Source organism: Methylobacterium sp. ARG-1 (assembly GCF_001262595.1).
Lineage (GTDB): Bacteria > Pseudomonadota > Alphaproteobacteria > Rhizobiales > Beijerinckiaceae > Methylobacterium > Methylobacterium brachiatum.
The window spans coordinates 207461-227209 of sequence record NZ_LHCD01000005.1 but is presented as its reverse complement, the minus strand read 5'-3'; the positions used below and the strand labels follow the sequence as shown (position 1 = coordinate 227209).

25 protein-coding genes are annotated in these 19749 nt (G+C 69.0%); 7 read left to right on the top strand and 18 right to left on the bottom strand.

Going from position 1 to position 19749, the window contains the following annotated elements; all coding sequences use genetic code 11:
* The 4 genes from AKJ13_RS08475 to AKJ13_RS08460 form a co-directional block, all read left to right on the top strand.
* Positions 1-907, top strand: a 907-nt coding sequence (locus AKJ13_RS08475) for a response regulator (RefSeq protein ID WP_144426211.1), incomplete at its 5' end; no start/stop codon positions are given.
* The gene (gene cheB, locus AKJ13_RS08470) at positions 904-1983 is read left to right on the top strand and encodes a chemotaxis-specific protein-glutamate methyltransferase CheB (RefSeq protein ID WP_050732930.1); all 1080 of its coding nucleotides are present in this window, start codon (positions 904-906) and stop codon (positions 1981-1983) included. The genes AKJ13_RS08475 and cheB, both read left to right, overlap by 4 nt.
* Positions 1980-3701 (top strand): response regulator, encoded by a 1722-nt coding sequence (locus tag AKJ13_RS08465; protein WP_050732929.1) that lies wholly within the window; start codon positions 1980-1982, stop codon positions 3699-3701. Before cheB ends, AKJ13_RS08465 begins: the two co-directional genes overlap by 4 nt.
* Complete coding sequence (locus AKJ13_RS08460) at positions 3698-5683, top strand: response regulator (RefSeq protein WP_244471546.1); 1986 nt, start codon at positions 3698-3700, stop codon at positions 5681-5683. The genes AKJ13_RS08465 and AKJ13_RS08460 overlap by 4 nt, the downstream gene beginning before the upstream one ends.
* Positions 5684-6226: 543 nt before the next feature.
* On the opposite strand, the gene rplQ is transcribed toward AKJ13_RS08460, so the two are convergent.
* The 5 genes from rplQ to rpsM all read right to left on the bottom strand — a co-directional run bounded on the left by rplQ (position 6227) and on the right by rpsM (position 9791).
* A complete protein-coding gene (gene rplQ / locus AKJ13_RS08455; protein WP_007557611.1) occupies positions 6227-6637 on the bottom strand; it encodes a 50S ribosomal protein L17 in 411 nt (136 codons plus the stop codon).
* Positions 6638-6835: 198 nt separating this feature from the next.
* Positions 6836-7855 carry a DNA-directed RNA polymerase subunit alpha gene (locus AKJ13_RS08450; RefSeq protein WP_007557610.1) on the bottom strand — a complete coding sequence of 340 codons (1020 nt, stop codon included), beginning with the start codon at positions 7853-7855 and terminating at the stop codon, positions 6836-6838.
* A gap of 106 nt (positions 7856-7961) precedes the next feature.
* Complete coding sequence (locus tag AKJ13_RS08445) at positions 7962-8834, bottom strand: MBL fold metallo-hydrolase (protein WP_050732952.1); 873 nt, start codon at positions 8832-8834, stop codon at positions 7962-7964.
* 25 nt (positions 8835-8859) lie between these two features.
* Positions 8860-9249, bottom strand: coding sequence for a 30S ribosomal protein S11 (rpsK, locus tag AKJ13_RS08440; protein WP_007557606.1), 390 nt, complete (start codon positions 9247-9249; stop codon positions 8860-8862).
* Between the two features lie 173 nt (positions 9250-9422).
* Entirely contained in the window at positions 9423-9791 is a 369-nt protein-coding gene (rpsM, locus tag AKJ13_RS08435) for a 30S ribosomal protein S13 (RefSeq protein WP_050732928.1), read from the bottom strand.
* 251 nt (positions 9792-10042) lie between these two features.
* Here rpsM and AKJ13_RS08430 point away from each other — a divergent pair, with 251 nt between their 5' ends.
* The 3 genes from AKJ13_RS08430 to AKJ13_RS08420 all read left to right on the top strand — a co-directional run bounded on the left by AKJ13_RS08430 (position 10043) and on the right by AKJ13_RS08420 (position 12016).
* Entirely contained in the window at positions 10043-10399 is a 357-nt protein-coding gene (locus AKJ13_RS08430; protein WP_050732927.1) for a hypothetical protein, read from the top strand.
* Between the two features lie 546 nt (positions 10400-10945).
* Positions 10946-11680, top strand: coding sequence for a DUF4198 domain-containing protein (locus AKJ13_RS08425; RefSeq protein WP_200905605.1), 735 nt, complete (start codon positions 10946-10948; stop codon positions 11678-11680).
* A gap of 72 nt (positions 11681-11752) precedes the next feature.
* Complete coding sequence (locus tag AKJ13_RS08420) at positions 11753-12016, top strand: glycosyltransferase family 61 protein (protein ID WP_144426210.1); 264 nt, start codon at positions 11753-11755, stop codon at positions 12014-12016.
* 272 nt (positions 12017-12288) lie between these two features.
* Here AKJ13_RS08420 and AKJ13_RS08415 read toward each other — a convergent pair whose 3' ends face one another.
* The 13 genes from AKJ13_RS08415 to AKJ13_RS08355 form a co-directional block, all read right to left on the bottom strand.
* The gene (locus AKJ13_RS08415; protein WP_050732925.1) at positions 12289-12891 is read right to left on the bottom strand and encodes an adenylate kinase; all 603 of its coding nucleotides are present in this window, start codon (positions 12889-12891) and stop codon (positions 12289-12291) included.
* Positions 12892-13061: 170 nt separating this feature from the next.
* A complete protein-coding gene (gene secY, locus AKJ13_RS08410; RefSeq protein WP_050732924.1) occupies positions 13062-14408 on the bottom strand; it encodes a preprotein translocase subunit SecY in 1347 nt (448 codons plus the stop codon).
* A gap of 154 nt (positions 14409-14562) precedes the next feature.
* A complete protein-coding gene (gene rplO / locus AKJ13_RS08405) occupies positions 14563-15069 on the bottom strand; it encodes a 50S ribosomal protein L15 (RefSeq protein ID WP_050732923.1) in 507 nt (168 codons plus the stop codon).
* Positions 15070-15079: 10 nt separating this feature from the next.
* Entirely contained in the window at positions 15080-15271 is a 192-nt protein-coding gene (gene rpmD / locus AKJ13_RS08400; RefSeq protein ID WP_007557591.1) for a 50S ribosomal protein L30, read from the bottom strand.
* Between the two features lie 12 nt (positions 15272-15283).
* Positions 15284-15871 (bottom strand): 30S ribosomal protein S5, encoded by a 588-nt coding sequence (rpsE, locus tag AKJ13_RS08395; RefSeq protein ID WP_007557588.1) that lies wholly within the window; start codon positions 15869-15871, stop codon positions 15284-15286.
* 112 nt (positions 15872-15983) lie between these two features.
* On the bottom strand, positions 15984-16346 hold the full coding sequence (gene rplR / locus AKJ13_RS08390) for a 50S ribosomal protein L18 (RefSeq protein WP_007557587.1): 363 nt from the start codon (positions 16344-16346) through the stop codon (positions 15984-15986).
* 10 nt (positions 16347-16356) lie between these two features.
* Complete coding sequence (rplF, locus tag AKJ13_RS08385) at positions 16357-16890, bottom strand: 50S ribosomal protein L6 (RefSeq protein WP_007557586.1); 534 nt, start codon at positions 16888-16890, stop codon at positions 16357-16359.
* A gap of 22 nt (positions 16891-16912) precedes the next feature.
* On the bottom strand, positions 16913-17308 hold the full coding sequence (rpsH, locus tag AKJ13_RS08380) for a 30S ribosomal protein S8 (RefSeq protein ID WP_007557585.1): 396 nt from the start codon (positions 17306-17308) through the stop codon (positions 16913-16915).
* Between the two features lie 10 nt (positions 17309-17318).
* Positions 17319-17624 carry a 30S ribosomal protein S14 gene (gene rpsN / locus AKJ13_RS08375; protein ID WP_007557584.1) on the bottom strand — a complete coding sequence of 102 codons (306 nt, stop codon included), beginning with the start codon at positions 17622-17624 and terminating at the stop codon, positions 17319-17321.
* Positions 17625-17664: 40 nt separating this feature from the next.
* A complete protein-coding gene (gene rplE / locus AKJ13_RS08370; RefSeq protein ID WP_007557583.1) occupies positions 17665-18231 on the bottom strand; it encodes a 50S ribosomal protein L5 in 567 nt (188 codons plus the stop codon).
* Entirely contained in the window at positions 18224-18538 is a 315-nt protein-coding gene (rplX, locus tag AKJ13_RS08365; protein ID WP_007557581.1) for a 50S ribosomal protein L24, read from the bottom strand. The genes rplE and rplX overlap by 8 nt, the downstream gene beginning before the upstream one ends.
* Positions 18538-18906, bottom strand: coding sequence for a 50S ribosomal protein L14 (gene rplN / locus AKJ13_RS08360; RefSeq protein WP_007557579.1), 369 nt, complete (start codon positions 18904-18906; stop codon positions 18538-18540). Before rplN ends, rplX begins: the two co-directional genes overlap by 1 nt.
* A gap of 447 nt (positions 18907-19353) precedes the next feature.
* Positions 19354-19731: a hypothetical protein gene (locus AKJ13_RS08355; protein WP_007557577.1), complete on the bottom strand. Its 378-nt coding sequence runs from the start codon at positions 19729-19731 to the stop codon at positions 19354-19356.
* Between the last annotated feature and the right edge of the window lie 18 nt (positions 19732-19749).

Genomic DNA, 19749 nt, shown 5'->3' with positions numbered 1-19749 from the left:
CGCCCTGGTCTTCAGCCTGCCGCTCTCGGCGGCGCGGCGCAGCCTGCTGCTGGTCGAGGCGGGTGGCCGGACCTATGCCCTGCCGGGCGGCGCCGTGGAGCGCCTGCTGCGGCTCGACCGGGCCGCATTGCCGGTGGCCATGGGCCGGACGATCCTGCGGGTCGGCGACGGCAAGGCGGCCACCAACCACCCGGTCACCGATCTCACCGAGATCCTGGGCCAGGCGCCCGCCGCCCCGGATGCCGCCGGCCAGGATCCGACGATCCTGATTGCGGTGCTGCTCCGGGCCGGCGGCGGCCGCCTGGCGCTGGGGGTCGAGCGCCTGCACGATGTCCAGGCGCTGCTGGTCTTGCCGGCGCCGTCCTTCGGGTCCGATCCGGACCTGATCGCCGGCACCGCGGTGCTGCCCGGCGACGTGCCGGTGCTGGTCCTCGACCCGGAGGGGCTCGCCGCGCGGGCGAGTGCGACATCTGCGGGCCTATCGGCCGGAACGAAGGCGCAGGCTCCACGTTCGACGACCTCACAGCACGCCACCGCGCGGGCGACCATCCTGGTTGTCGACGATTCGATCACCACCCGGACCTTGGAGAAGGGCATCTTGGAAGCCGCCGGCTACCGCGTGGTCGTCTGCGTCGACGGTCAGGACGCCCTCGATCGGCTGCGCGCCGAGATCGAGCCCGTCGATCTGGTCCTCGCCGACGTGGAGATGCCGCGCCTCGACGGCTTCGGCCTGCTGAAGGCGCTGCGCGCCGACCCGCGCTTCGCCCGACTGCCGACGATCCTGATGACCTCGCGCGGGGATGCCGCCGACGTGTCCCGAGGCCTCGACCTCGGCGCGGACGCCTACCTGACCAAGCAGAAATTCGACCAGCGCCATCTGCTCGACACGATCGGGCAGCTGCTATGACGCCCGTGCGGGTGATGCTGGTCGAGGACAGCCTCGTCGTGCGCGAGTTGCTGCGCTACATCGTCTCGCGCGATCCCCGGCTCGAACTGGTCGCCGCGGTGGCCTCCGGCGAGGAGGCGCTGGGCGCCCTTCAGACGGTGCGGCCCGACGTGATCTCGATGGATATCCGCCTGCCCGGCATCGACGGTCTCGAGACCACGCGCCGGATCATGGCCGAGCAGCCGACCCCGATCGTCGTGATCGCCGATTCGGTGGAGGATTCCTCCCTGCGGATCTCGATGAACGCCCTGCGCGCCGGCGCCCTGTCGGTGGTCGAGAAGCCCGTGGCCACCACCCATGCCGGCTACGAGGCGGTGGCCGGCGAGATCTGCACCCAACTGCGGATCATGGCCCAGGTCCCGGTGATCCGGCGGCGCCCGATCGGCGCCGAATGGGCCGGCCGGAACAGCCTGGCCGCCTTCTCGGGATCCTTCGCGGCGCCGGCCGACCTGGCCGGGCAGGCCCCAAGCCTTCTGGCGATCGCGGCCTCCACGGGCGGCCCGCCGGCGCTCGCCCGGGTGATCGGCGCATTGCCCAAGACCTTCCCGCTGCCGGTGCTCGTGGTCCAGCATATGGGCGCGGCCTTCATGGAGGGGTTCGCGAACTGGCTCGACAGCGTCGTGGCCCTTCCGGTTTCCCTGGCGCAGGACGGCGAGCGGGCCGAGCCCGGCCGCGTCTACGTGGCGCCCGGCGACCGCCATCTCGAGATCGGATCGGGCCGCGTGCTGCGGGTGGTCGACACCGAGCCCGTCTCCGGCCAGCGCCCGGCCGCCACCGTGCTGTTCCGCTCCCTCGCCCGCCAGGCCGGCGCCGCGGGGATCGGCGTGCTGCTCACCGGCATGGGCGAGGACGGGGCCGTCGGGCTCGCCGACATGCACCGGGCCGGCGCCCAGACGGTCGCCGAGCACGAGAGCACCGCGGTGGTCTACGGCATGCCGGCCGCGGCGGTACGGCTCGGCGCCGCCCGTACGATCCTGCCCCTCGACCGGATCGGCGACCACGTCCTGCGGCTCGCCGATCCCGGGGCGCGGCCGTGAGCCGGAGCGAGGCCGGCGCCCAGGATGGGCCCGCCAGGATCCTGCTGGTTGAGGATTCGGAGACGCAGGCCCTGGAGCTGCGCCTCCTCCTGGAGGCCCACGGCTTCGCGGTGGAGCGCTGCCCCTCGGCCGAGGCCGCCCTCGACCATCTCAACCGCACCCAGCCCGACCTGGTGGTGGCCGATTACCACCTGCCCGGCATGGACGGTGATGAGCTGATCCGGCAGATGCGCTTGTCCCTGCGCACCCGCGCCCTGCCGGTCCTGATGCTCACCGGCGGCGGCGGCGGCGAGCGGAAGGGCCTGGAGAGCGGAGCCGACGCCTACCTGCCGAAATCCGCCGACCGCGACCTGATGATCCTGCGCATCCGCGCCCTGCTACGCGAGCGCCGGTCGTCGGGCGACGGCGAGGGCCCGGGCGCCGCCGCGTTCCGGCGCGGCCGGATCCTGGTGATCGACGGCAGCCTCACCTACCGGACCTTCCTGGCGGGCCTCCTCGGGCAGGAGGGCCACCACGTCGCCACCGCGGACGGGCCGGAGGCGGCGCTTAACGCCCTCGACGGGGCCGCCGAGGATGCGTTCGACTGCGTGACCGTCGACCTGCTCGGCCACGCCTATGACGGCTTGACCCTGTGCCGGGCGATCAGCCAGCGCCGCTCCGGCCAGGCGGCCGGCGCCGGCTTCCACCTCGTCGGCATCGCGGGCAGCGACCCGGCCAAGGATTTTCTGGTCGAGGCCTTCGCGGCCGGCGCCGACGACGTGGTCTCGAAGACCGATGCCGAGGTGCTGGCCTTGCGCGTGCGCGGCTTCGTCCGTCGCCGCCTGCTGGAGGAGGACGACCGCCGCATCGCCGGCCAGTTCGGCGAGCGCGAGCGGGCGGTGGAGCGGGCCCGCGCCGAGGCCGAGGCCTCCGAGGCGCGCGCCCGCCTCGCCGACGCCCTGAAGCGGGCCAACCGCGATCTCGCCGACGCCAACCGGCAGATCACCGAGGCTCAGGCCAAGCTGGTCCAGGCCGCCAAGATGGCCTCGCTGGGCGAGCTTGTCGCCGGTATCGCCCACGAGATCAACAACCCCCTGGCCTTCATCCTGGCGCACCAGGGCACGGTCGAGCGGCTGCTCAACGAACTGCCGAACGCCGCTCCGGAGGCCGCCACCCGCGCCCTCGACAAGGCCCGCCAGCGGGTCGGCTCCATGCGGATGGGTCTGACTCGGATCCAGGACCTCGTGCTCAACCTGCGCAAGTTCTCCCGCCTCGATGAGGGCGAGCGGGCGCTGGTCAACGTGCCCGAGGCGATCGAGACCGTGCTGGCGCTGATTCAGCACAAGCTCGGCGACCGGATCGCCGTGGAGCGCAGCTTCGCCGGCCGGCCCGAGATTCACTGCACCCCGGCGCTGCTCAACCAGGTGGTGATGAACATCCTCGGCAACGCCGCCGACGCCATGCCGGAGGGTGGCATTATCCGGATCAACACCCTATCAACACCGGAGGTCGACGAGATTCGCATCAGCGATACTGGTCCTGGTATCCCGGAAGACCTGCGTGAGAAGATATTCGAGCCGTTCTTCACAACAAAGCCGGTGGGTTCAGGCACCGGCCTGGGTCTTGCGATTGCCTACAGCGTCGTTCAGGCGCATAGCGGCTCGCTCACCGTGGAGGCGGCGCCGGACGGGGGAGCCTGCTTCGTGATCGGGATTCCGCGGCAGGCGGCCAGCGCATGAGTGAAGGCACGGTCGGACGAGCATTCCCCGCTGTAGTGGACACCGGTTCGGTGACAGAGACGCATTCACAGCACGATCTTGCGCAGCACGATCGCGGGGCTGGGTTCGATGGCCCCCGCGGGACCATCCTGGCCGTCGATGACGAGCCGGATATCCTGATCGCCCTGGAGGACCTGTTCGAGGATTCCTACCGGGTGCTGACCACCTCGAACCCGAACGAGGCGCTCGAGATCCTGCACGCCGAGCCCGACATCGCCGTGGTGCTGTCGGACCAGCGCATGCCCGGCCTCACCGGCGACGCGCTGCTGGCCGAGGCTCGCGCCTTCCACGACGCGCAGGCGATCCTGCTCACGGGCTATGCCGACATCACCGCGGTGATCGCCGCGCTCAACCGCGGCGGCATCGTCGGCTACGTCACCAAGCCCTGGGACGCGAGCCTGCTGCGCTCGACCGTCCGGCAGGCCTTCGAGCGCCATCGCCTCGGCCGAGACCTCGCCACCGAGCGGGCGCTGCTGCGCGGGCTGCTCGACCACGCCCAGGACGCGATCAGCTTCAAGGATGCGGACGGGCGGTTCGTGCGCCTCAACGCCCGCAAGGCGACCCTGCTGGGCCGGGACGTCTTCAGCTGCATCGGGCAGCGCGAGGGCGACCTGCTCGGCGCGAAGGGCGGCACCGTGGCTGAGGCCGATGCCGCCGCGATCCGCTCCGGCACGGTGGCCGAGAGCCTGACCAGCGAGGGCCCGGTCGGCGCCGAGCTGTGGAGCCACGTCACCCGGGTGCCGATCCGCGACGCCGGCGGCGCGGTCAGCCACCTCGCGGTGATTGAGCGGGACGTGACCGAGCAGCGGACCCTGGAGGCGCGGCTGCGCCAATCCGACAAGATGCAAGCGCTCGGCACGCTGGCCGGCGGCATCGCCCACGATTTCAACAACCTGCTGACCGCGATCCTCGGCAGCCTGGAACTCGCCGCCCCGAAGGTCGCCGAGCAGCCCCGGGTGCAACGCCTGATCGAGAACGCCCGCGGCGCGGCCGAGCGCGGCGCCTCCCTGACCAAGCGACTCCTGAGCTTCAGCCGCGCCCACGACCTCCAGGCGCGGGCCACCGACGTCAACGCCCTGATCGGCGGGATGAGCGACCTGTTCGGCCGCAGCCTCGGCGGCCTGGTCAGTGTCCGCACGGAGCTGACCGCGGGGCTGCCCGCCGTCCAAGTCGATCCGGATCAGCTCGAACTCGCGGTGCTCAACCTGTGCATCAACGCCCGGGACGCGATGCCCGACGGCGGCACCATCACGGTGGCGACGCGGCGCCTCGACATCGCGGGTGACCCGGAGATCGCCGACGGCTCCTATCTCGGCGTCAGCGTCTCCGACGAGGGCACCGGCATCCCGGACGAAATCCTGCGCCGGGTCTGCGAGCCGTTCTTCACCACCAAGGCGGTGGGCCAGGGCACCGGTCTCGGGCTCGCCATGGTGTTCGGCCTCGCCCAGCAATCGAAGGGTCGGCTCGCCATCGAGAGCGAGGTCGGCCGGGGCACCCGGGTCGAGCTCGCCCTCCCCTTCGCGGCCGAAGCGCCCGAGCAGGCGACGCGTGCGCCGGGCGATGTCCCGGTGGCGGCCCGGTCGGCGCGGATCCTGGTGGTCGACGACGACGCCCAGGTTCGGCACGTCACCGCCTCGTTTCTGGCGGGCTTCGGCCACGACGCCACCGAGGCCGGCGACGGTGAGGCCGCGCTGCGCTCTTTCGCGCCCGGACGCTTCGACCTGATCGTCGCCGACCTCGCCATGCCGGGCATGAGCGGCATCGAGCTCGCCGCCGAGATCCGCGTCCGCGACCCCAGCCTGCCGGTGCTGATCCTCACCGGCCATGCCGAGGCGATGCAGATCCCGGACGACCTGCCGGTGCTGACCAAGCCGTTCCGCTCCGCCGACCTGGCGAGCCGGGTCTCGGAACTGCTGGACGGGGCGGGCTCGGGGCGCGGTTGATCTAAACCGTCATTGCGAGGGCAGCGAAGCAACTCAGGGCAGCGCGCCATTACAAGACGTGGCGCCACACTGCGTTGCTTCGCTGCGCTCGCAATGACGGGATTGGTTGCGCAAAGTGCCGAGGCCGAAACACCGAGGCATGCAGCGCCGATGCACGTGTCCCTGAATTGCATGGGAACCACACCGTTGCCGGCTCATTGACCTCCCACGGAGCCGTTGCGCTCCGGGTTACGAACTGGAGGTGAACCATGAGCAATCACGGTATCTTCCCAGGCAGGCGGCGTGATGCCGACCCGGATCAGGATGATCCGCCCAACAAGAATCAGCAGGGATAGGGGTTTCGGACCCGCGGCGCGGTCGAGTTCCCGGTCAGTCCGACACTGACCGCCAGGGCGAGCTCCCGCGACCAACCGAAACGTGGACCCTGCTTCATGCCCGCCGGCGCAAGCCGGCGGGTTCTTTTTTGAGCCGCGCCCGCGCACGAAAAAGCCGCCCTGGACGATCCGGGACGGCTTTCTTGGGTTCGGTCGGTGGAGCGTTGGCTCAGGCCGCCTCGGCGACCTCGACCTGGCCGGAATCCTTGCCGCGGGCCTCGACGTCGCGATCGACGAACTCGATCACGGCCAGCGGAGCGTTGTCGCCCTTGCGGAAGCCGGCCTTCATGATGCGGAGGTAGCCGCCCGGACGACCCTGGTAGCGCGGGCCGATCACGGCGAAGAGCTTCTTGACCATGTCGGCATCGCGCAGCTGCGCCATGGCAAGACGGCGGGTGTGGACGCTGTCGATGCGGCCGAGGGTGACGAGCTTCTCGACCACGGGACGCAGGTCCTTGGCCTTCGGCAGGGTGGTGACGATCTGCTCGTGCTTCAGCAGGGCGACCGACATGTTGGCGAACATCGCCTTGCGGTGCTCGGCGGTGCGGTTGAAGCGGCGGCCGCGATAACCGTGACGCATGGATCTGGCTTCCTTCTCTTCACGGCCGCCGTGCCACGGTACGGCCGGGCGCCCCAACAGCGGGGCCATTCGTTCCGCATAACCCCGCGGCGGGATGTCTTTGGGACTTCGCGTCGTGCCCGCGAAGTCCCGGATCCGGATCGGCCAAACAGACGGCTCCGATCAGCGCCGCCAGGTCCGGCCCGAGGCGGCTTCGCCTCAGTAATGCTCTTCGAAGCGCTTGGCGAGATCTTCGATATTCTCCGGCGGCCAGCCGGGAATGTCCATGCCGAGGTGCAGGCCCATGCCGGCCAGCACTTCCTTGATCTCGTTGAGCGACTTGCGGCCGAAGTTCGGGGTCCGCAGCATCTCGCCCTCGGACTTCTGGATCAGGTCGCCGATATAGACGATGTTGTCGTTCTTCAGGCAGTTCGCCGAACGGACCGACAGCTCCAGCTCGTCGACCTTCTTGAGCAGCGCCGGGTTGAAGGGCAGCTGCGGCGCGAGCGGCGCGGCCTCTTCCTTGCGCGGATCCTCGAAGTTCACGAAGACCTGCAGCTGGTCCTGGATGATCCGCGCCGCGTAGGCGAGCGCGTCCTCCGGGCCCACGGCGCCGTTGGTCTCGATGGTCATCGTCAGCTTGTCCTTGTCGAGATCCTGGCCCTCACGGGTGGTCTCGACGCGGTAGCTGACCTTGGTCACCGGGGAGAACAGGGAGTCCACCGGGATCAGGCCGATCGGCGCGTCCTCGGGGCGGTTGCGCTCGGCCGGGACGTAGCCCTTGCCGGTGGCGACCGTGAACTCCATGCGGATCTCGGCGCCGTCGTCCAGGGTGCAGATCACCAGCTCCGGGTTCAGGATCTGGATGTCGCCGACCGTGCCGATGTCGCCCGCCGTGACGGTGCCCGGGCCGGTCTTGCGCAGGGTCATGCGCTTGGGCGCATCGGTCTGCGACCGGATCGCGATGGTCTTGATGTTCAGGACGATGTCGGTGACGTCCTCGCGGACGCCCGGGATCGAGGAGAACTCGTGCAGCACGCCGTCGATCTGCACCGAAGTCACGGCCGCGCCCTGGAGCGACGACAGGAGCACGCGGCGCAGGGCGTTGCCGAGCGTGGTGCCGAAGCCGCGCTCGAGCGGCTCGGCCACGACGGTGGCGACCCGCTTCGGGTCGTCGCCGGTCGAGACCTGCAGCTTGTTCGGCTTGATCAATTCCTGCCAGTTCTTCTGAATGACCACGATCCTACCTCTCGTCCATGCCCGGGACCCGCGACATCCGTTCCCGCGCTTCGGCCGTCCGGCGCCGCCCCCTGGCGCCCCGAACGGTCCCTGAATGCAAAGTCTGTTATTCGCCGCCCACCCACAGGGCCGGCACGAAGCGGTAGCCCGCCCCGTCCCGGTCCACGTAGCCGAGCGCCGGGAATTCCAGGTGCGCGCCCGCGATGAAGCTCCGCTCGCGCGCCACCTCGTCCATGATGGTCTTGCGCGTCGCCCGCGCCTGGTCGCCATCGACGTCGAAACCGACACCCGCCTCCGGGTTCTTGAACTGGATCGCGGGCAGGTGCACCACATCCGTCCACATGAGCAGCGACTGTCCACCGGAGACGATGCGGAAGCCGCAATGCCCCGGCGTATGGCCCGGCAGGTGGACCGCCGTGATGCCCGGCAGGACCTCGCCCCCGCGATGCTCGCGCATCCGCTTGGCGTAGGGCGCCACCGCCTTGCGGGCGCCCTCGAAATACGGCTTGGCCTCGTCCGGCGCCCGCGAGAGCGCGTCGTCCGGCAGCCAGTGGGCCGCCTCGTCGGCGTGGACCACGATCTCGGCGTTCGGGAAGCGGGCCGCCCCGTTCGTCACCAGCCCGCCGACATGGTCGGGATGCAGGTGCGTGATCAGGACGGTCTCGATCTCCTCCGGCTTGACGCCGGTGAGCGCCAGCGCCGTGCTGAACCGCCCCAGGGTCTCCACCGGGGCGAAGTCGCCGTATCCGGAATCGATCAGCACCGGCTTGCGGCCGGCGCCGGTGATCAGGAAGGCGTTCAGCGTGATCTTGGGCTGCTCGGTGCGGAAGCCCGCGACCTGCAGCTTGCCGGCTTCGTCCTTCGGGATCCCCGTGACGAGATCGAGGCTGGCCTGAAACCAGCCGTCGTTGAGCGCGGTGACTGTGAGGTCACCGAGGTTCCAACGCAGCACGCCCGGAAGCGGCTTCGATCCCGTCATGAGCTTCTCCGTCAAACCGGTTGGTTCAGACCCGACGACGCTTGCGCGGACGGCAACCGTTGTGCGGAATCGAGGTCACGTCGCGGATCGAGGTGACCGTGAAGCCGGCGGCCTGGAGGGCGCGCAGGGCCGACTCACGACCCGAACCGGGACCGGAGACCTCGACCTCGAGGGTGCGCATGCCGTGCTCGGAGGCCTTGCGGGCAGCGTCCTCGGCAGCCACCTGGGCGGCGTACGGGGTCGACTTGCGCGAGCCCTTGAAGCCCATGGCGCCGGCGGACGACCACGAGATCGTGTTGCCCTGCGCGTCCGTGATGGTGATCATCGTGTTGTTGAACGAGGCGTTCACGTGGGCGACGCCCGACACGATGTTCTTGCGTTCGCGACGGCGGACGCGTTGGGGTTCCTTGGCCATTCGGGTCTCACTCTTCCTTCAAGCGCGCCCGTAATTCCAGGCGCTCGGGACTCTTCTTGGGACTTGGCCGGCGCGCCCGTGCGGGGCGGTCGAGCCTGCGCCGGGACCCTCGCGGGACACCCGGCGCGACGAACAGAAGGCCGAGCGGAGCACGGCCTTCCAACGGCAAAAAGTTACTTCTTTTTGCCGGCGATCGGCTTCGCCTTGCCCTTGCGGGTGCGGGCGTTGGTGTGGGTGCGCTGGCCGCGGACCGGCAGCTGCTTGCGGTGACGCAGGCCGCGATAGGCGCCGAGATCCATCAGGCGCTTGATGTTCATCGAGACTTCGCGGCGCAGGTCGCCCTCGACGATGTAGTCGCGGTCGATCGTCTCGCGGATCGAGAGAACCTCGGCGTCGGTCAGCTGGTTGACCCGACGCTCGGCGGGAATGTTCACCTTCTGGGTGATCTCTTCTGCCTTCTTGGCGCCGATGCCGTGGATGTACTGGAGCGCGATGACGACGCGCTTGTTGGTCGGGATGTTGACGCCTGCGATACGGGCCATAATCACGCTCCATATGAGGCCCGGAAACCCGGGCAGTTGCCGCGCGCGTCCGGTGGAGGCCGGCCCCTGCGCGCGCCAAACGACAACGTGGCCCGGGGGCGGCCCTGGACAGGGCACCTCGGACCAGCGATCGATTGGACGAAGGACGGCCTGCTAGCGTGCGTGGGCCCAGATGTCAACGACCGGTGAACGATCGGCCGTGCCGCCATGCGTCGCGTGCGGACCAGACACGGCGCCCCGAGGGAACATAGATGTCGGTTCTGACCAGCGACGGCGCCACCCTGCGGGCCTTCGCCGATTCGGTCCTGCGGGCGGCGGAGGAGAATGCCGAAGAGGTCGTCCCGGTGATCCTGGCCGTGACCGGCGGGATCCTCACCGAGGCCGAGCCCGGCTCGATCGCCCTCCAGGACGCGGAGGACGGCCCCGGCCTGCTCTGGGCCACCTTTGCGGATCGCCGCATGGTGTTCCGCTACAACAGCATGACCGCGATGGTCGAGCTGCGCGACGGCCGCACCGATGGCAACCCGTTCCGCCTGTTCGGTCGCCGGGCGCTGCCGATGGACATCGTCAATTTCTTCGGGGGCCTGCGGGCGGAGCGACGCCGGTGACGCGTCTTCGTGGGGCCGCTCAACGGTCCCCGCATGCCGGTTGGGCGGTGAACCGGGCGGGGGCGTCGCCTTCGGCAAGCGAGCCTCCGGGGCGCCTGCTTCTGGTTACGCAGGTTGGACGATTCATCTTCCGAAGAGCGAGGCCCAGGTCCTGATACCCCGCGCGGTCGTTCCGAGATGCCGCCGGCGAGCCCGGGGGCCCGGAGGGGACGCCGATGGCGGCAATCCGGAACCGCTGTCGGTGGCAGAGTTTGACAGGTCGGCGGCTCTGGATCCCGGGCTCCGCTGAGCGGCCCCAGGATGACGCTGCCTGGCTGCATCGGTCGAGCCTTCGATCAAAGAGCAAGCCTGCGCTTTCCGCGGCGAGGCGAGCTGCGAATCCAAACCTGTGTAACCCGTCGGGGCGGGGCCGAGAGGACCGGGCGGCCAAATCCGGCGGTTTGCGGCCCTCGCCTGGTCCGCAACGGGTGAGGCTCCATCATCCGCTTTGAAAAACGAGCGGTTACCAGGTTAGGCTGCCCCTACGCCACCGGAGGACCTGTAACGATGATCCGTATCGCCCTTCTCGCCGCCGCATCCGTCGCCCTCGCCGGACCGGCCGCCGCCCACGATCTGTGGCTCTCGCCCGGTCCGGGCAGCGTGATGGTCCAGTATGGGCATCCGCACGAGCCCGAGATGCCGGCGGCCCGTAAGCTCACCGGCCTCATCGCCTATGAGCCGTCTCGGACGGTCGGGCTCACCGTGCAGGCGGAGCCGGGGGCGGTGCCGGTTCTGCGCGCGACCTTGAGCGGCGACGCGTTGGTCGCGGCGGCCTACGACAACGGCTACTGGGTCCGCTTGGCGGATGGCAGCTATCGCAATGCCAGCAAGCGCATGGTGCCGGAGGGCGAAAAGAGCCAGTGGTCGGTCAAGTACGCCAAGGCGGCGGTTGGCCCGACCGCCCCGTGGGATCGGGTCGTCGGCCAGCCACTGGAGATCGTGCCGCTGGAAGCGCCGAATGCCGCCAAGGGCGCGATCCGGGTCCGTGTCCTGTTCGCGGGGCGCCCGCTCTCCGGGGCTGACGTCGTCGCTACCGACGGTGCGACCTTCAAGAGCGAGGCGGATCAGGCTCGGGCTGCGACGAACGCCGTCGGGGAAGCGACGGTCCCGCTGCGGGCGGCTGGCCCGCAGGTGCTGGCAGTCAATCACCGCGTCGCCCCCTCGCAGACCCCCGCGCTGGCCGACACGGACACCTATTCGGCCACCTTCGCGTTCACGGTCGCCGATCCGAAGACGAACTGATCACGGACGCGCCTCCGAGCTGCCGCCGCGTTCGGCGCGGCTCGGAGGCTGCCTGAGCCGGAGCGGAATCCTATGAGCCGTATGAGCGCCGCGATGGTGAACAGGCTGTTCGGCCGACCGGGCACGCGGATCCTCTATCTCGCTCCGGAAACCTTCACCGATTCGTATTACCTCGACCTCGCGGCGGCGCGCGGTGATCGCTACGGCGTCTGCTACGGCAGGGCCCTCGATCCGACGCGTCCAGCGCAATCGGATTACGTTCTCGATCCCGACCACCTCGCCCGCGCCCTGGCCTGGCTCGACGGGGACCGGGCGATCCGCCGGCAAGCCGCCTGACGCATCCGGCCGACGATGCGACGAGCGCGCCGCTCTTCGCGCCACCGTCAATCAAGCCCGGATAGTCTTTCACGGCTGGCGCGAACGCGGAGGTGCGGACGGCCCGACTCGTCGATGAATGGGCTCGTCCTCGCGGGCCGGCAGCGCCGAGAGCGCCGTTCATCGCGGCTCACCGGCAGCCTGAGGTCTAGGCAACCGAAGGTATGTCCAAACCCATCGAACCCGAGCGAAAAACCGGCGGGCCGCCGTAGCGCGGCCGGCCGGCGATCGCGTCAGGAAGCGACGCGTTCCGCGTGCGGCTCCAGCACCGTCATGATCTCGGCGGTCACGGTATCGATCGGCTGCATGCCGTCGACCGTGTGGAGCAGGCCGGTCTTGGCGTAATAGGCCGAGAGCGGTGCGGTCTGGGCCCGGTAGGCCTCCAGGCGCTGCTTGAACACCTCGGGGGTGTCGTCCTTGCGCACCGCCTCGCCGCGGGCCTGCGTCTCGGCCGCGCGCTTCTGGATCCGCCCGACCAGCGCATCCTCGTCGACCTTGAACTCGATGACCGCGGAGAGGCTCAGCCCCTTGCCGGACAGCATGGTGTTGAGCGCCTCGGCCTGGGCCACGGTGCGGGGGAAACCGTCGAGGATGAAGCCGCGCTTCGCGTCCGGCTCCTCGATCCGGTCGGCGACGATGCCGACCACGATCCGGTCGGAGACCAGGCCGCCCGATTCCATCACGGCCTTGGCCTCGAGGCCGACCGGCGTGCCGGCGGCGACCGCGGCGCGCAACATGTCACCCGTAGACAGCTGCGGGATGCCGAAGCGCTGTACGATCCGCTCGGATTGCGTCCCCTTCCCCGCGCCGGGGGGGCCGAGCAGAATGATGCGCATGGCGTTGTCCTCGTCCGGCCCGACTCTCTACGGGCCCAAGCGGCGGGTGGCGAAGCCTCCCCGGCATCGCCCGTCTCGTGTTTTTCTAGCCGGTCCGGGGCCTGGAGGCACCCGAACCTTTGGGTCAGAGGCGGGGTCGTCGGTGGCTTCGTCCCGCTTCTGTAGCAGGGTCAGCGGCGGCGTTGCGTGGTCGAGGCGCCACGCAGCTTGGCCTTCTTCACGAGGCCTTCGTATTGATGCGCCATCAGGTGCCCGTGGATCTGCGCCACCGTGTCCATGGTCACCGAGACCACGATCAGCAGCGAGGTGCCGCCGAAGCCCAGGCTCGCCGAGGCGTAGGACGACAGGATCTCCGGGCACAGGCAAACCAGCGTCAGGTACAGGGCGCCGATCACCGTGATGCGGGTCAGCACCTTGTCGATGAAGGCCGCGGTGCGCTCGCCCGGACGGATGCCCGGGATGAAGCCGCCATGCTTCTTCAGATTGTCCGCCGTCTCCTGCGGGTTGAACACAACCGCGGTGTAGAAGAACGTGAAGAAGATGATCAGAGCCGCGTAGAGCGCCATGAACAGCGGCGTTCCGTGGCCCAGATAGGCGGTGACGGTACCGAGCCAGCCGGTGCTGCCGCCATTGGCCGAGAAGCTCGCCGCGGTGGCCGGCAGGAGCAGCAGCGACGAGGCGAAGATCGGCGGGATGACGCCCGAGGTGTTGAGCTTCAGCGGCAGGAACGAGGTCTGGCCCTCGTACATCCGGTTGCCGACCTGCCGCTTCGGGTAGTTGATCAGGAGGCGGCGCTGGGCGCGCTCCATGAACACGATGAAGTAGACCAGCACCACGGCGGCCACGGCGACGCCCAGGATGATCACCGGCGAGAGCGCGCCGGTGCGGCCCAGCTCCAGCGCGCCCGCGATCGCCACCGGCAGGTGGGCGACGATGCCCGCGAAGATGATCAGCGACGAGCCGTTGCCGATGCCGCGCGAGGTGATCTGCTCGCCGACCCACATCAGGAACAGGGTGCCGCCGGTCAGCGTGATGACCGTCGAGGCCAGGAAGAACGAGCCGGGATCGATCGCGGCCGAGGAGCTCTGCAGCCCGATCGCGATGCCCCAGGACTGCACCAGCGCCAGCACCACCGTTAGGTAGCGGGTGTACTGGTTGATGACCTTGCGCCCGGACTCGCCCTCCTTCTTCAGCGCCTCCAAGCTCGGGATCACCGAGGTGAGCAGCTGAACGATGATCGAGGCCGAGATGTACGGCATGATGTTGAGGGCGAAGATCGCCATGCGCTCGACGGCACCGCCGGAGAACATGTTGAACAGCCCGAGCACGCCGCCAGCCTGCTGCTGGAAGTTGCGGGCGAACTGCTCCGGATCGATGCCGGGGATCGGGATGTAGGTGCCCAGCCGGAACACCACGAGGGCGCCCAGGGTGAACCAGATGCGCTTCTTCAGCTCATCGGCCTTGGCGATCGCCCCGAAGTTGAGGTTGGCGGCAAGCTGCTCGGCTGCTGAGGCCATAAGCGTCGCGTCCTGGGAGTGTCGCCGGGCCAAGCATGCCCGGATGAAATGAAAACGGCGGCCCGCGTGGTCGCAGGGCCGCCGCTCGGAGGATCGGCTTAAAGGGTCCGCGGAGACCGTGCAACGGGTCCCAGCGTCGCCCCTAGACCGGCCGTCAGGCCGTGGCCTCGGCGGTGGAACCGCCGCGGTGGGACACGCCCGTCGCGAACGCGACCGTGACCGAACCGCCGGCCTTCTCGACCGCCTCGATGGCGGACTTGGAGGCCCGGGTGACCTCGAAGCTGAGCTTCGCGGTCAGCTCGCCGACGCCGAGCAGCTTCACGCCGTCGCGGGGACGGGCGATGATGCCGGCCGCGACGAGGCTCTCGATCGTCACGGTCGCGGCCTTGTCGAGCTTGCCGGCGTCCACCGCCTCCTGGATCCGACCGAGATTCACCTCGTTCAGGTCCTGGGCGTAGAGGTTGTTGAAGCCGCGCTTCGGCAGGCGACGATGCAGCGGCATCTGACCGCCCTCGAAGCCCTTGATGGACACGCCGGTCCGGGCCTTCTGACCCTTCACGCCGCGGCCGGCGGTCTTGCCTTTGCCGGAGCCGATGCCCCGGCCGACACGCATCCGATTCTTGGTTGCGCCGGGATTGTCGCTGATCTCGTTGAGCTTCATCGGAACCTCCTCACGCCACGTCGCCGTGGACGCGCACGAGGTGCGCAACCTTGCGGATCATGCCGCGCACGGAGGGGGTATCCTCCAGCTCGGACACGCGGTGGAGCTTGTTGAGCTTGAGGCCGATCAGCGTCTGGCGCTGGCTGGCCTCCTGGCGGATCGGCGAGCCGATCTGTTCGATACGGACGGTCTTCTGTGCCATCGGACCCTCCCCTTACGCGACCGCAGCTTCGGACTGGTCGGCCGGATCGGCGTCGCGGCGACGGGCCTGGAGACTCGACACCTTGATGCCGCGGCGGGCCGCCACGGAGCGCGGGCTGTCCTCGTTCTTGAGCGCCTCGAAGGTGGCGCGCACGAGGTTGTAGGGGTTCGAGGAGCCGAGCGACTTGGCGACGACGTCCTGCATGCCGAGGGTCTCGAACACGGCGCGCATCGGGCCGCCGGCGATGATGCCGGTACCCTGCGGAGCCGCGCGGAGGATCACCTTGCCGGCGCCGTGACGACCGTTGACGTCGTGGTGGAGGGTCCGGCCCTCACGCAGCGACACCCGGATCAGGCCGCGCTTGGCCGCCTCGGTCGCCTTGCGGATTGCCTCAGGCACCTCACGGGCCTTGCCGTGGCCGAAGCCGACGCGGCCCTTCTGGTCGCCGACGACGACGAGGGCCGCGAAGCCGAAGCGACGGCCGCCCTTCACCACCTTGGCGACGCGGTTGATGTGGACCAGCTTGTCCACGAATTCGCTGTCGCGCTCCTCGCGCTCATCGCGGCGGCCGCGGCCCCCGCCTTCCCGTTCACGTGCCATGTTGCCTAACCTATCTCACTAGCGCGGATCGGACGACCCGCTCGCTCGATTCCCCTCACCGGAAACGGGAGAGGATGGCCGCGCGGGTCTTACGCCGCGCGGAAGGAGTTCCTCAGAACTCCAGGCCGCCCTCGCGGGCAGCTTCGGCCACGGCCTTGACCCGGCCGTGATAGATGTAGCCGGAGCGGTCGAAGATCACCTTCGTGACACCCGCGGCCTTGGCGCGCTCGGCGACGAGCTTGCCGACCGCGGTGGCGGCGGCGACGTCGGCGCCGGTCTTGAGATCACCCTTGAGCGCCTTGTCGATCGACGAGGCGGCGGCCAGCGTCTTGCCGGCGACGTCGTCGATGACCTGCACGTAGATCTGCTTCGACGAGCGGAACACCGAGAGCCGCGGACGGCCGTTGGCGGCCGCCCGCAGCGCGCGACGGACGCGCGCCTTGCGGCGATCGAGGGCTTCGAGCTTGCGAGACATGATGCCCTCCTTACTTCTTCTTGCCTTCCTTGCGGAAGATGAACTCGCCCGCGTACTTCACGCCCTTGCCCTTGTAGGGCTCGGGTCCGCGGTATTCGCGGATCTCGGCGGCGACCTGACCGACCTGCTGGCGGTTGATCCCGGAGATCGTGATCTCGGTGGGCTTCGGGGTAACGATCGTGATCCCGGCGGGGATCGCGTATTCGATGTCGTGGCTGTAGCCGAGCGACAGCTTGAGGGCTTTGCCGGCCATCGCCGCACGATAGCCGACGCCGGTGATCTCGAGCTTCTTCTCGAAGCCCTTCGACACGCCCTCGGCGATGTTGGCGATCTGAGCCCGCGACGTGCCCCAGAGGGAGCGCGCCGGCTTGGACTGGTTGATCGGCTGGACCTCGATGGCGCCGTCCTTCATCGCCACGCTGACCAGCGCGGGAACGTCGAACTGCAGCTCGCCCTTCGAGCCCTTCATCTTCACCGTCTGGCCGGTGACGGTGGCGGTGACGCCGGCCGGCACGGGAACGGGCTTCTTGCCTACGCGAGACATGGGATAACCTCCTCCGTCCCGATCAGAATACGGTGCAGAGCACTTCACCGCCGACGTTGCGCTCGCGCGCCTCGTGATCGGCCATGACGCCCTGCGGGGTGGAGACGATGGTGACGCCGAGGCCGTCGGCCACGTGCGGCAGATCGCCGACGGACGAGTAGACCCGACGGCCGGGCTTCGACACGCGCTTGATCTCGCGGATCACCGGGCGACCGTCGTAGTACTTGAGCTCGATGGCGAACTCGGTGCGGCCGTTGCCCAGGTCGGTCGCCGCGTAATCGCGGATGTAACCCTCGGACTTCAGCACGTTCAGGACGTTGGCGCGCAGGCGCGAGCCGGGCGTCTGAACGACGTTGCGACGGCGCAGCTGGCCGTTGCGGATGCGGGTGAGCATGTCGCCCACGGGATCGTTGACCATGGGGACCTCCTTACCAGCTCGACTTGACCAGGCCGGGGATCAGGCCCCGGTTGCCAAGCTCCCGCAGCGCGATGCGCGAGATGCCCATCTTGCGGTAGAACGCGCGCGGGCGGCCGGTCATGCCGCAGCGGTTGCGGATGCGGGTGGCCGACGAGTTGCGCGGCAGTTCCGCGAGCTTGAGGCGCGCCTCGAAGCGCTCCTCCATCTCGAGGGCGTCGTTGTTGGCGATCTCGAGGAGCGCCTTCCGCTTGGCCGCGAAACGCTTCACCAGCGTCTTGCGGGCCTCATTCTTCTCGACTGAGCTTTTCTTCGACATGTGGTCTATCTCCGGTGTCCGCGTATGAGGCGCGAGGGCCTCACTGCCGGAACGGGAACTGGAAGGCGGCGAGCAGAGCCTTGGCCTCGGCATCGGTCTTGGCGCTGGTCGCCACGACGATGTCCATGCCCCACATCTGCTCGGCCTTGTCGTAGGAGATCTCCGGGAACACGAGGTGCTCCTTGAGACCGAGAGCGTAGTTGCCCCGCCCGTCGAACGAGCGCGGGTTCAGGCCGCGGAAATCGCGGACGCGCGGCAGCGCGATCGTGATCAGGCGATCCATGAACTCGTACATGCGCTGCTTGCGCAGGGTCACCTTGCAGCCGATCGGCATGCCCTCGCGGACCTTGAAGGTCGCGATGGCCTTGCGGGCCCGGGTGATCACCGGCTTCTGACCGGCGATGAGCGCGAGGTCGCCGGCCGCCACGGTCGCCTTCTTGGAGTCCGCGGTGGACTCGCCGACGCCCATGTTGATGACGATCTTCTCGATCTGCGGGACCTGCATCGGGTTCTTATACCCGAATTCCTCGATCAGCTTCTGGCGCACCACTTCGTCGTAGTGCTTGCGCAGGCGCGGGGTGTAGGCGTTCTTGTCGGCCTCAGCCATCGATCTGATCCCCCGTGCTCTTGGCGAATCGGACCTTGCGCCCGTCTTCGAGGATGCGGAAACCCACGCGGGTCGGCTTGCCGTTGGCGTCGGCGACCGCGATGTTCGAGAGTTGGATGGCGGCCTCCTTGGAGATGATTCCGCCTTCCTGGTTCTGCGTCTGCTTCTGGTGCTTCTTGACCAGATTGATGCCGCGCACGAAAGCCCGGCCTTCCTTCGGCAGAACCTGAATGACCTCGCCCGAGCGACCCGAGTCGCGGCCGGTGAGTACGACGACCTTGTCGCCCTTCTTGATCTTGGCGGCCATTACAGCACCTCCGGCGCCAGAGAGATGATCTTCATGTGGTTGCGCGCGCGCAGCTCGCGCGGCACCGGTCCGAAGATGCGGGTGCCGATCGGCTCTTTCTGATTGTTGATCAGGACCGCAGCGTTCTTGTCGAAGCGGATCACCGACCCGTCGACGCGCTTCACGGCCTTGGCCGTGCGAACGACGACCGCCTTCATGACGTCGCCCTTCTTGACGCGACCGCGCGGGATCGCCTCCTTGACCGACACGACGATGACATCGCCAACGCCGGCATATTTGCGCTTCGACCCGCCGAGAACCTTGATGCACATCACACGGCGTGCACCAGAGTTGTCGGCGACGTCCAGATTCGTCTGCATCTGGATCACGTGCGTGACTCCTTGTTTCAGGCGGGTTTCCGCACGCGGGCGGTATTGCCCGGCGGACGACGCCTGATGGGGATCTGATGTCCCCGGCTCATGGTATAGACCGCGCTTGCGGCGTCAGAGACGCCGGCGCGGTCACCGCGTTCACAGGGTGCGAGCACCCATGGAAAATGTCGCGAAGGCCGGGCGGATACTACGGGTGGGCTGCGATGGCAAGCCGATCGCTGCAAAATCGCCGGGCCGGCCGAGCGTTGCCGGGGCGATCCGGGCTCGGGCGCCGCGCCCCGTTCGGTCGCTGCCTGTCAACGGCTTAGCGCCGGGCGCCAGCCGAGTCGATGGCTCGGGCCATCTCTATTCCTCGGCAGCCGCTCGATCATACGGCAGCGGGGCAACGGCGATATCCACCGCGCGCGCACGCGCGGCGGGCGAGTCGGGTGGGGACCGGGCGACTCAGAACGGCTGGCCGGCCGATTCGAACAGGAAATCGTCAAGGCTCGGGATCGTCACCGCGCCGCCGAAGGCCGGCTTCGACAGGCGCCAGGGGCGCTCGGACCGGGCGCGAATCGCCTCGGACGGGCGCAGACGCCGCATCCCGCCATCCTCGGTGACCTCCTCGATCGTCAGGAAGCCGTAGACCTGCAGGCGCGAGGCGGTGAGCTTGATCTCGCGATCCTCGGCGGCGACGATCATGCTGCCGGTGGCGTAGACCGCATCCATCAGCGCGCGCTGCTCGCTGCGACGGCGGTTGCGCGCATCCCGCTCGCCTGCCGCGGAGGCGGGGGCGATCCGCCGGAAGGGGACGACGTTGCTGACCGCGACGCAACCCATACGCAACATCCTCGATAC

Coding starts and splice junctions, on each gene's coding strand:
- AKJ13_RS08425 (WP_200905605.1), top strand. CDS start 10,946: ATGATCCGTATCGCCCTTCTCGCCGCCGCATCCGTCGCCCTCGCCGGA.
- rplF (WP_007557586.1), bottom strand. CDS start 16,890: ATGTCTCGCGTAGGCAAGAAGCCCGTTCCCGTGCCGGCCGGCGTCACC.
- cheB (WP_050732930.1), top strand. CDS start 904: ATGACGCCCGTGCGGGTGATGCTGGTCGAGGACAGCCTCGTCGTGCGC.
- AKJ13_RS08355 (WP_007557577.1), bottom strand. CDS start 19,731: ATGGGTTGCGTCGCGGTCAGCAACGTCGTCCCCTTCCGGCGGATCGCC.
- rpsN (WP_007557584.1), bottom strand. CDS start 17,624: ATGTCGAAGAAAAGCTCAGTCGAGAAGAATGAGGCCCGCAAGACGCTG.
- AKJ13_RS08460 (WP_244471546.1), top strand. CDS start 3,698: ATGAGTGAAGGCACGGTCGGACGAGCATTCCCCGCTGTAGTGGACACC.
- secY (WP_050732924.1), bottom strand. CDS start 14,408: ATGGCCTCAGCAGCCGAGCAGCTTGCCGCCAACCTCAACTTCGGGGCG.
- rpsM (WP_050732928.1), bottom strand. CDS start 9,791: ATGGCCCGTATCGCAGGCGTCAACATCCCGACCAACAAGCGCGTCGTC.
- rplO (WP_050732923.1), bottom strand. CDS start 15,069: ATGAAGCTCAACGAGATCAGCGACAATCCCGGCGCAACCAAGAATCGG.
- rplR (WP_007557587.1), bottom strand. CDS start 16,346: ATGTCTCGCAAGCTCGAAGCCCTCGATCGCCGCAAGGCGCGCGTCCGT.
- AKJ13_RS08420 (WP_144426210.1), top strand. CDS start 11,753: ATGAGCCGTATGAGCGCCGCGATGGTGAACAGGCTGTTCGGCCGACCG.
- rpsH (WP_007557585.1), bottom strand. CDS start 17,308: ATGGTCAACGATCCCGTGGGCGACATGCTCACCCGCATCCGCAACGGC.
- rpsE (WP_007557588.1), bottom strand. CDS start 15,871: ATGGCACGTGAACGGGAAGGCGGGGGCCGCGGCCGCCGCGATGAGCGC.
- AKJ13_RS08430 (WP_050732927.1), top strand. CDS start 10,043: ATGTCGGTTCTGACCAGCGACGGCGCCACCCTGCGGGCCTTCGCCGAT.
- AKJ13_RS08415 (WP_050732925.1), bottom strand. CDS start 12,891: ATGCGCATCATTCTGCTCGGCCCCCCCGGCGCGGGGAAGGGGACGCAA.
- rplE (WP_007557583.1), bottom strand. CDS start 18,231: ATGGCTGAGGCCGACAAGAACGCCTACACCCCGCGCCTGCGCAAGCAC.
- rpsK (WP_007557606.1), bottom strand. CDS start 9,249: ATGGCCAAGGAACCCCAACGCGTCCGCCGTCGCGAACGCAAGAACATC.
- rpmD (WP_007557591.1), bottom strand. CDS start 15,271: ATGGCACAGAAGACCGTCCGTATCGAACAGATCGGCTCGCCGATCCGC.
- rplX (WP_007557581.1), bottom strand. CDS start 18,538: ATGGCCGCCAAGATCAAGAAGGGCGACAAGGTCGTCGTACTCACCGGC.
- AKJ13_RS08445 (WP_050732952.1), bottom strand. CDS start 8,834: ATGACGGGATCGAAGCCGCTTCCGGGCGTGCTGCGTTGGAACCTCGGT.
- rplQ (WP_007557611.1), bottom strand. CDS start 6,637: ATGCGTCACGGTTATCGCGGCCGCCGCTTCAACCGCACCGCCGAGCAC.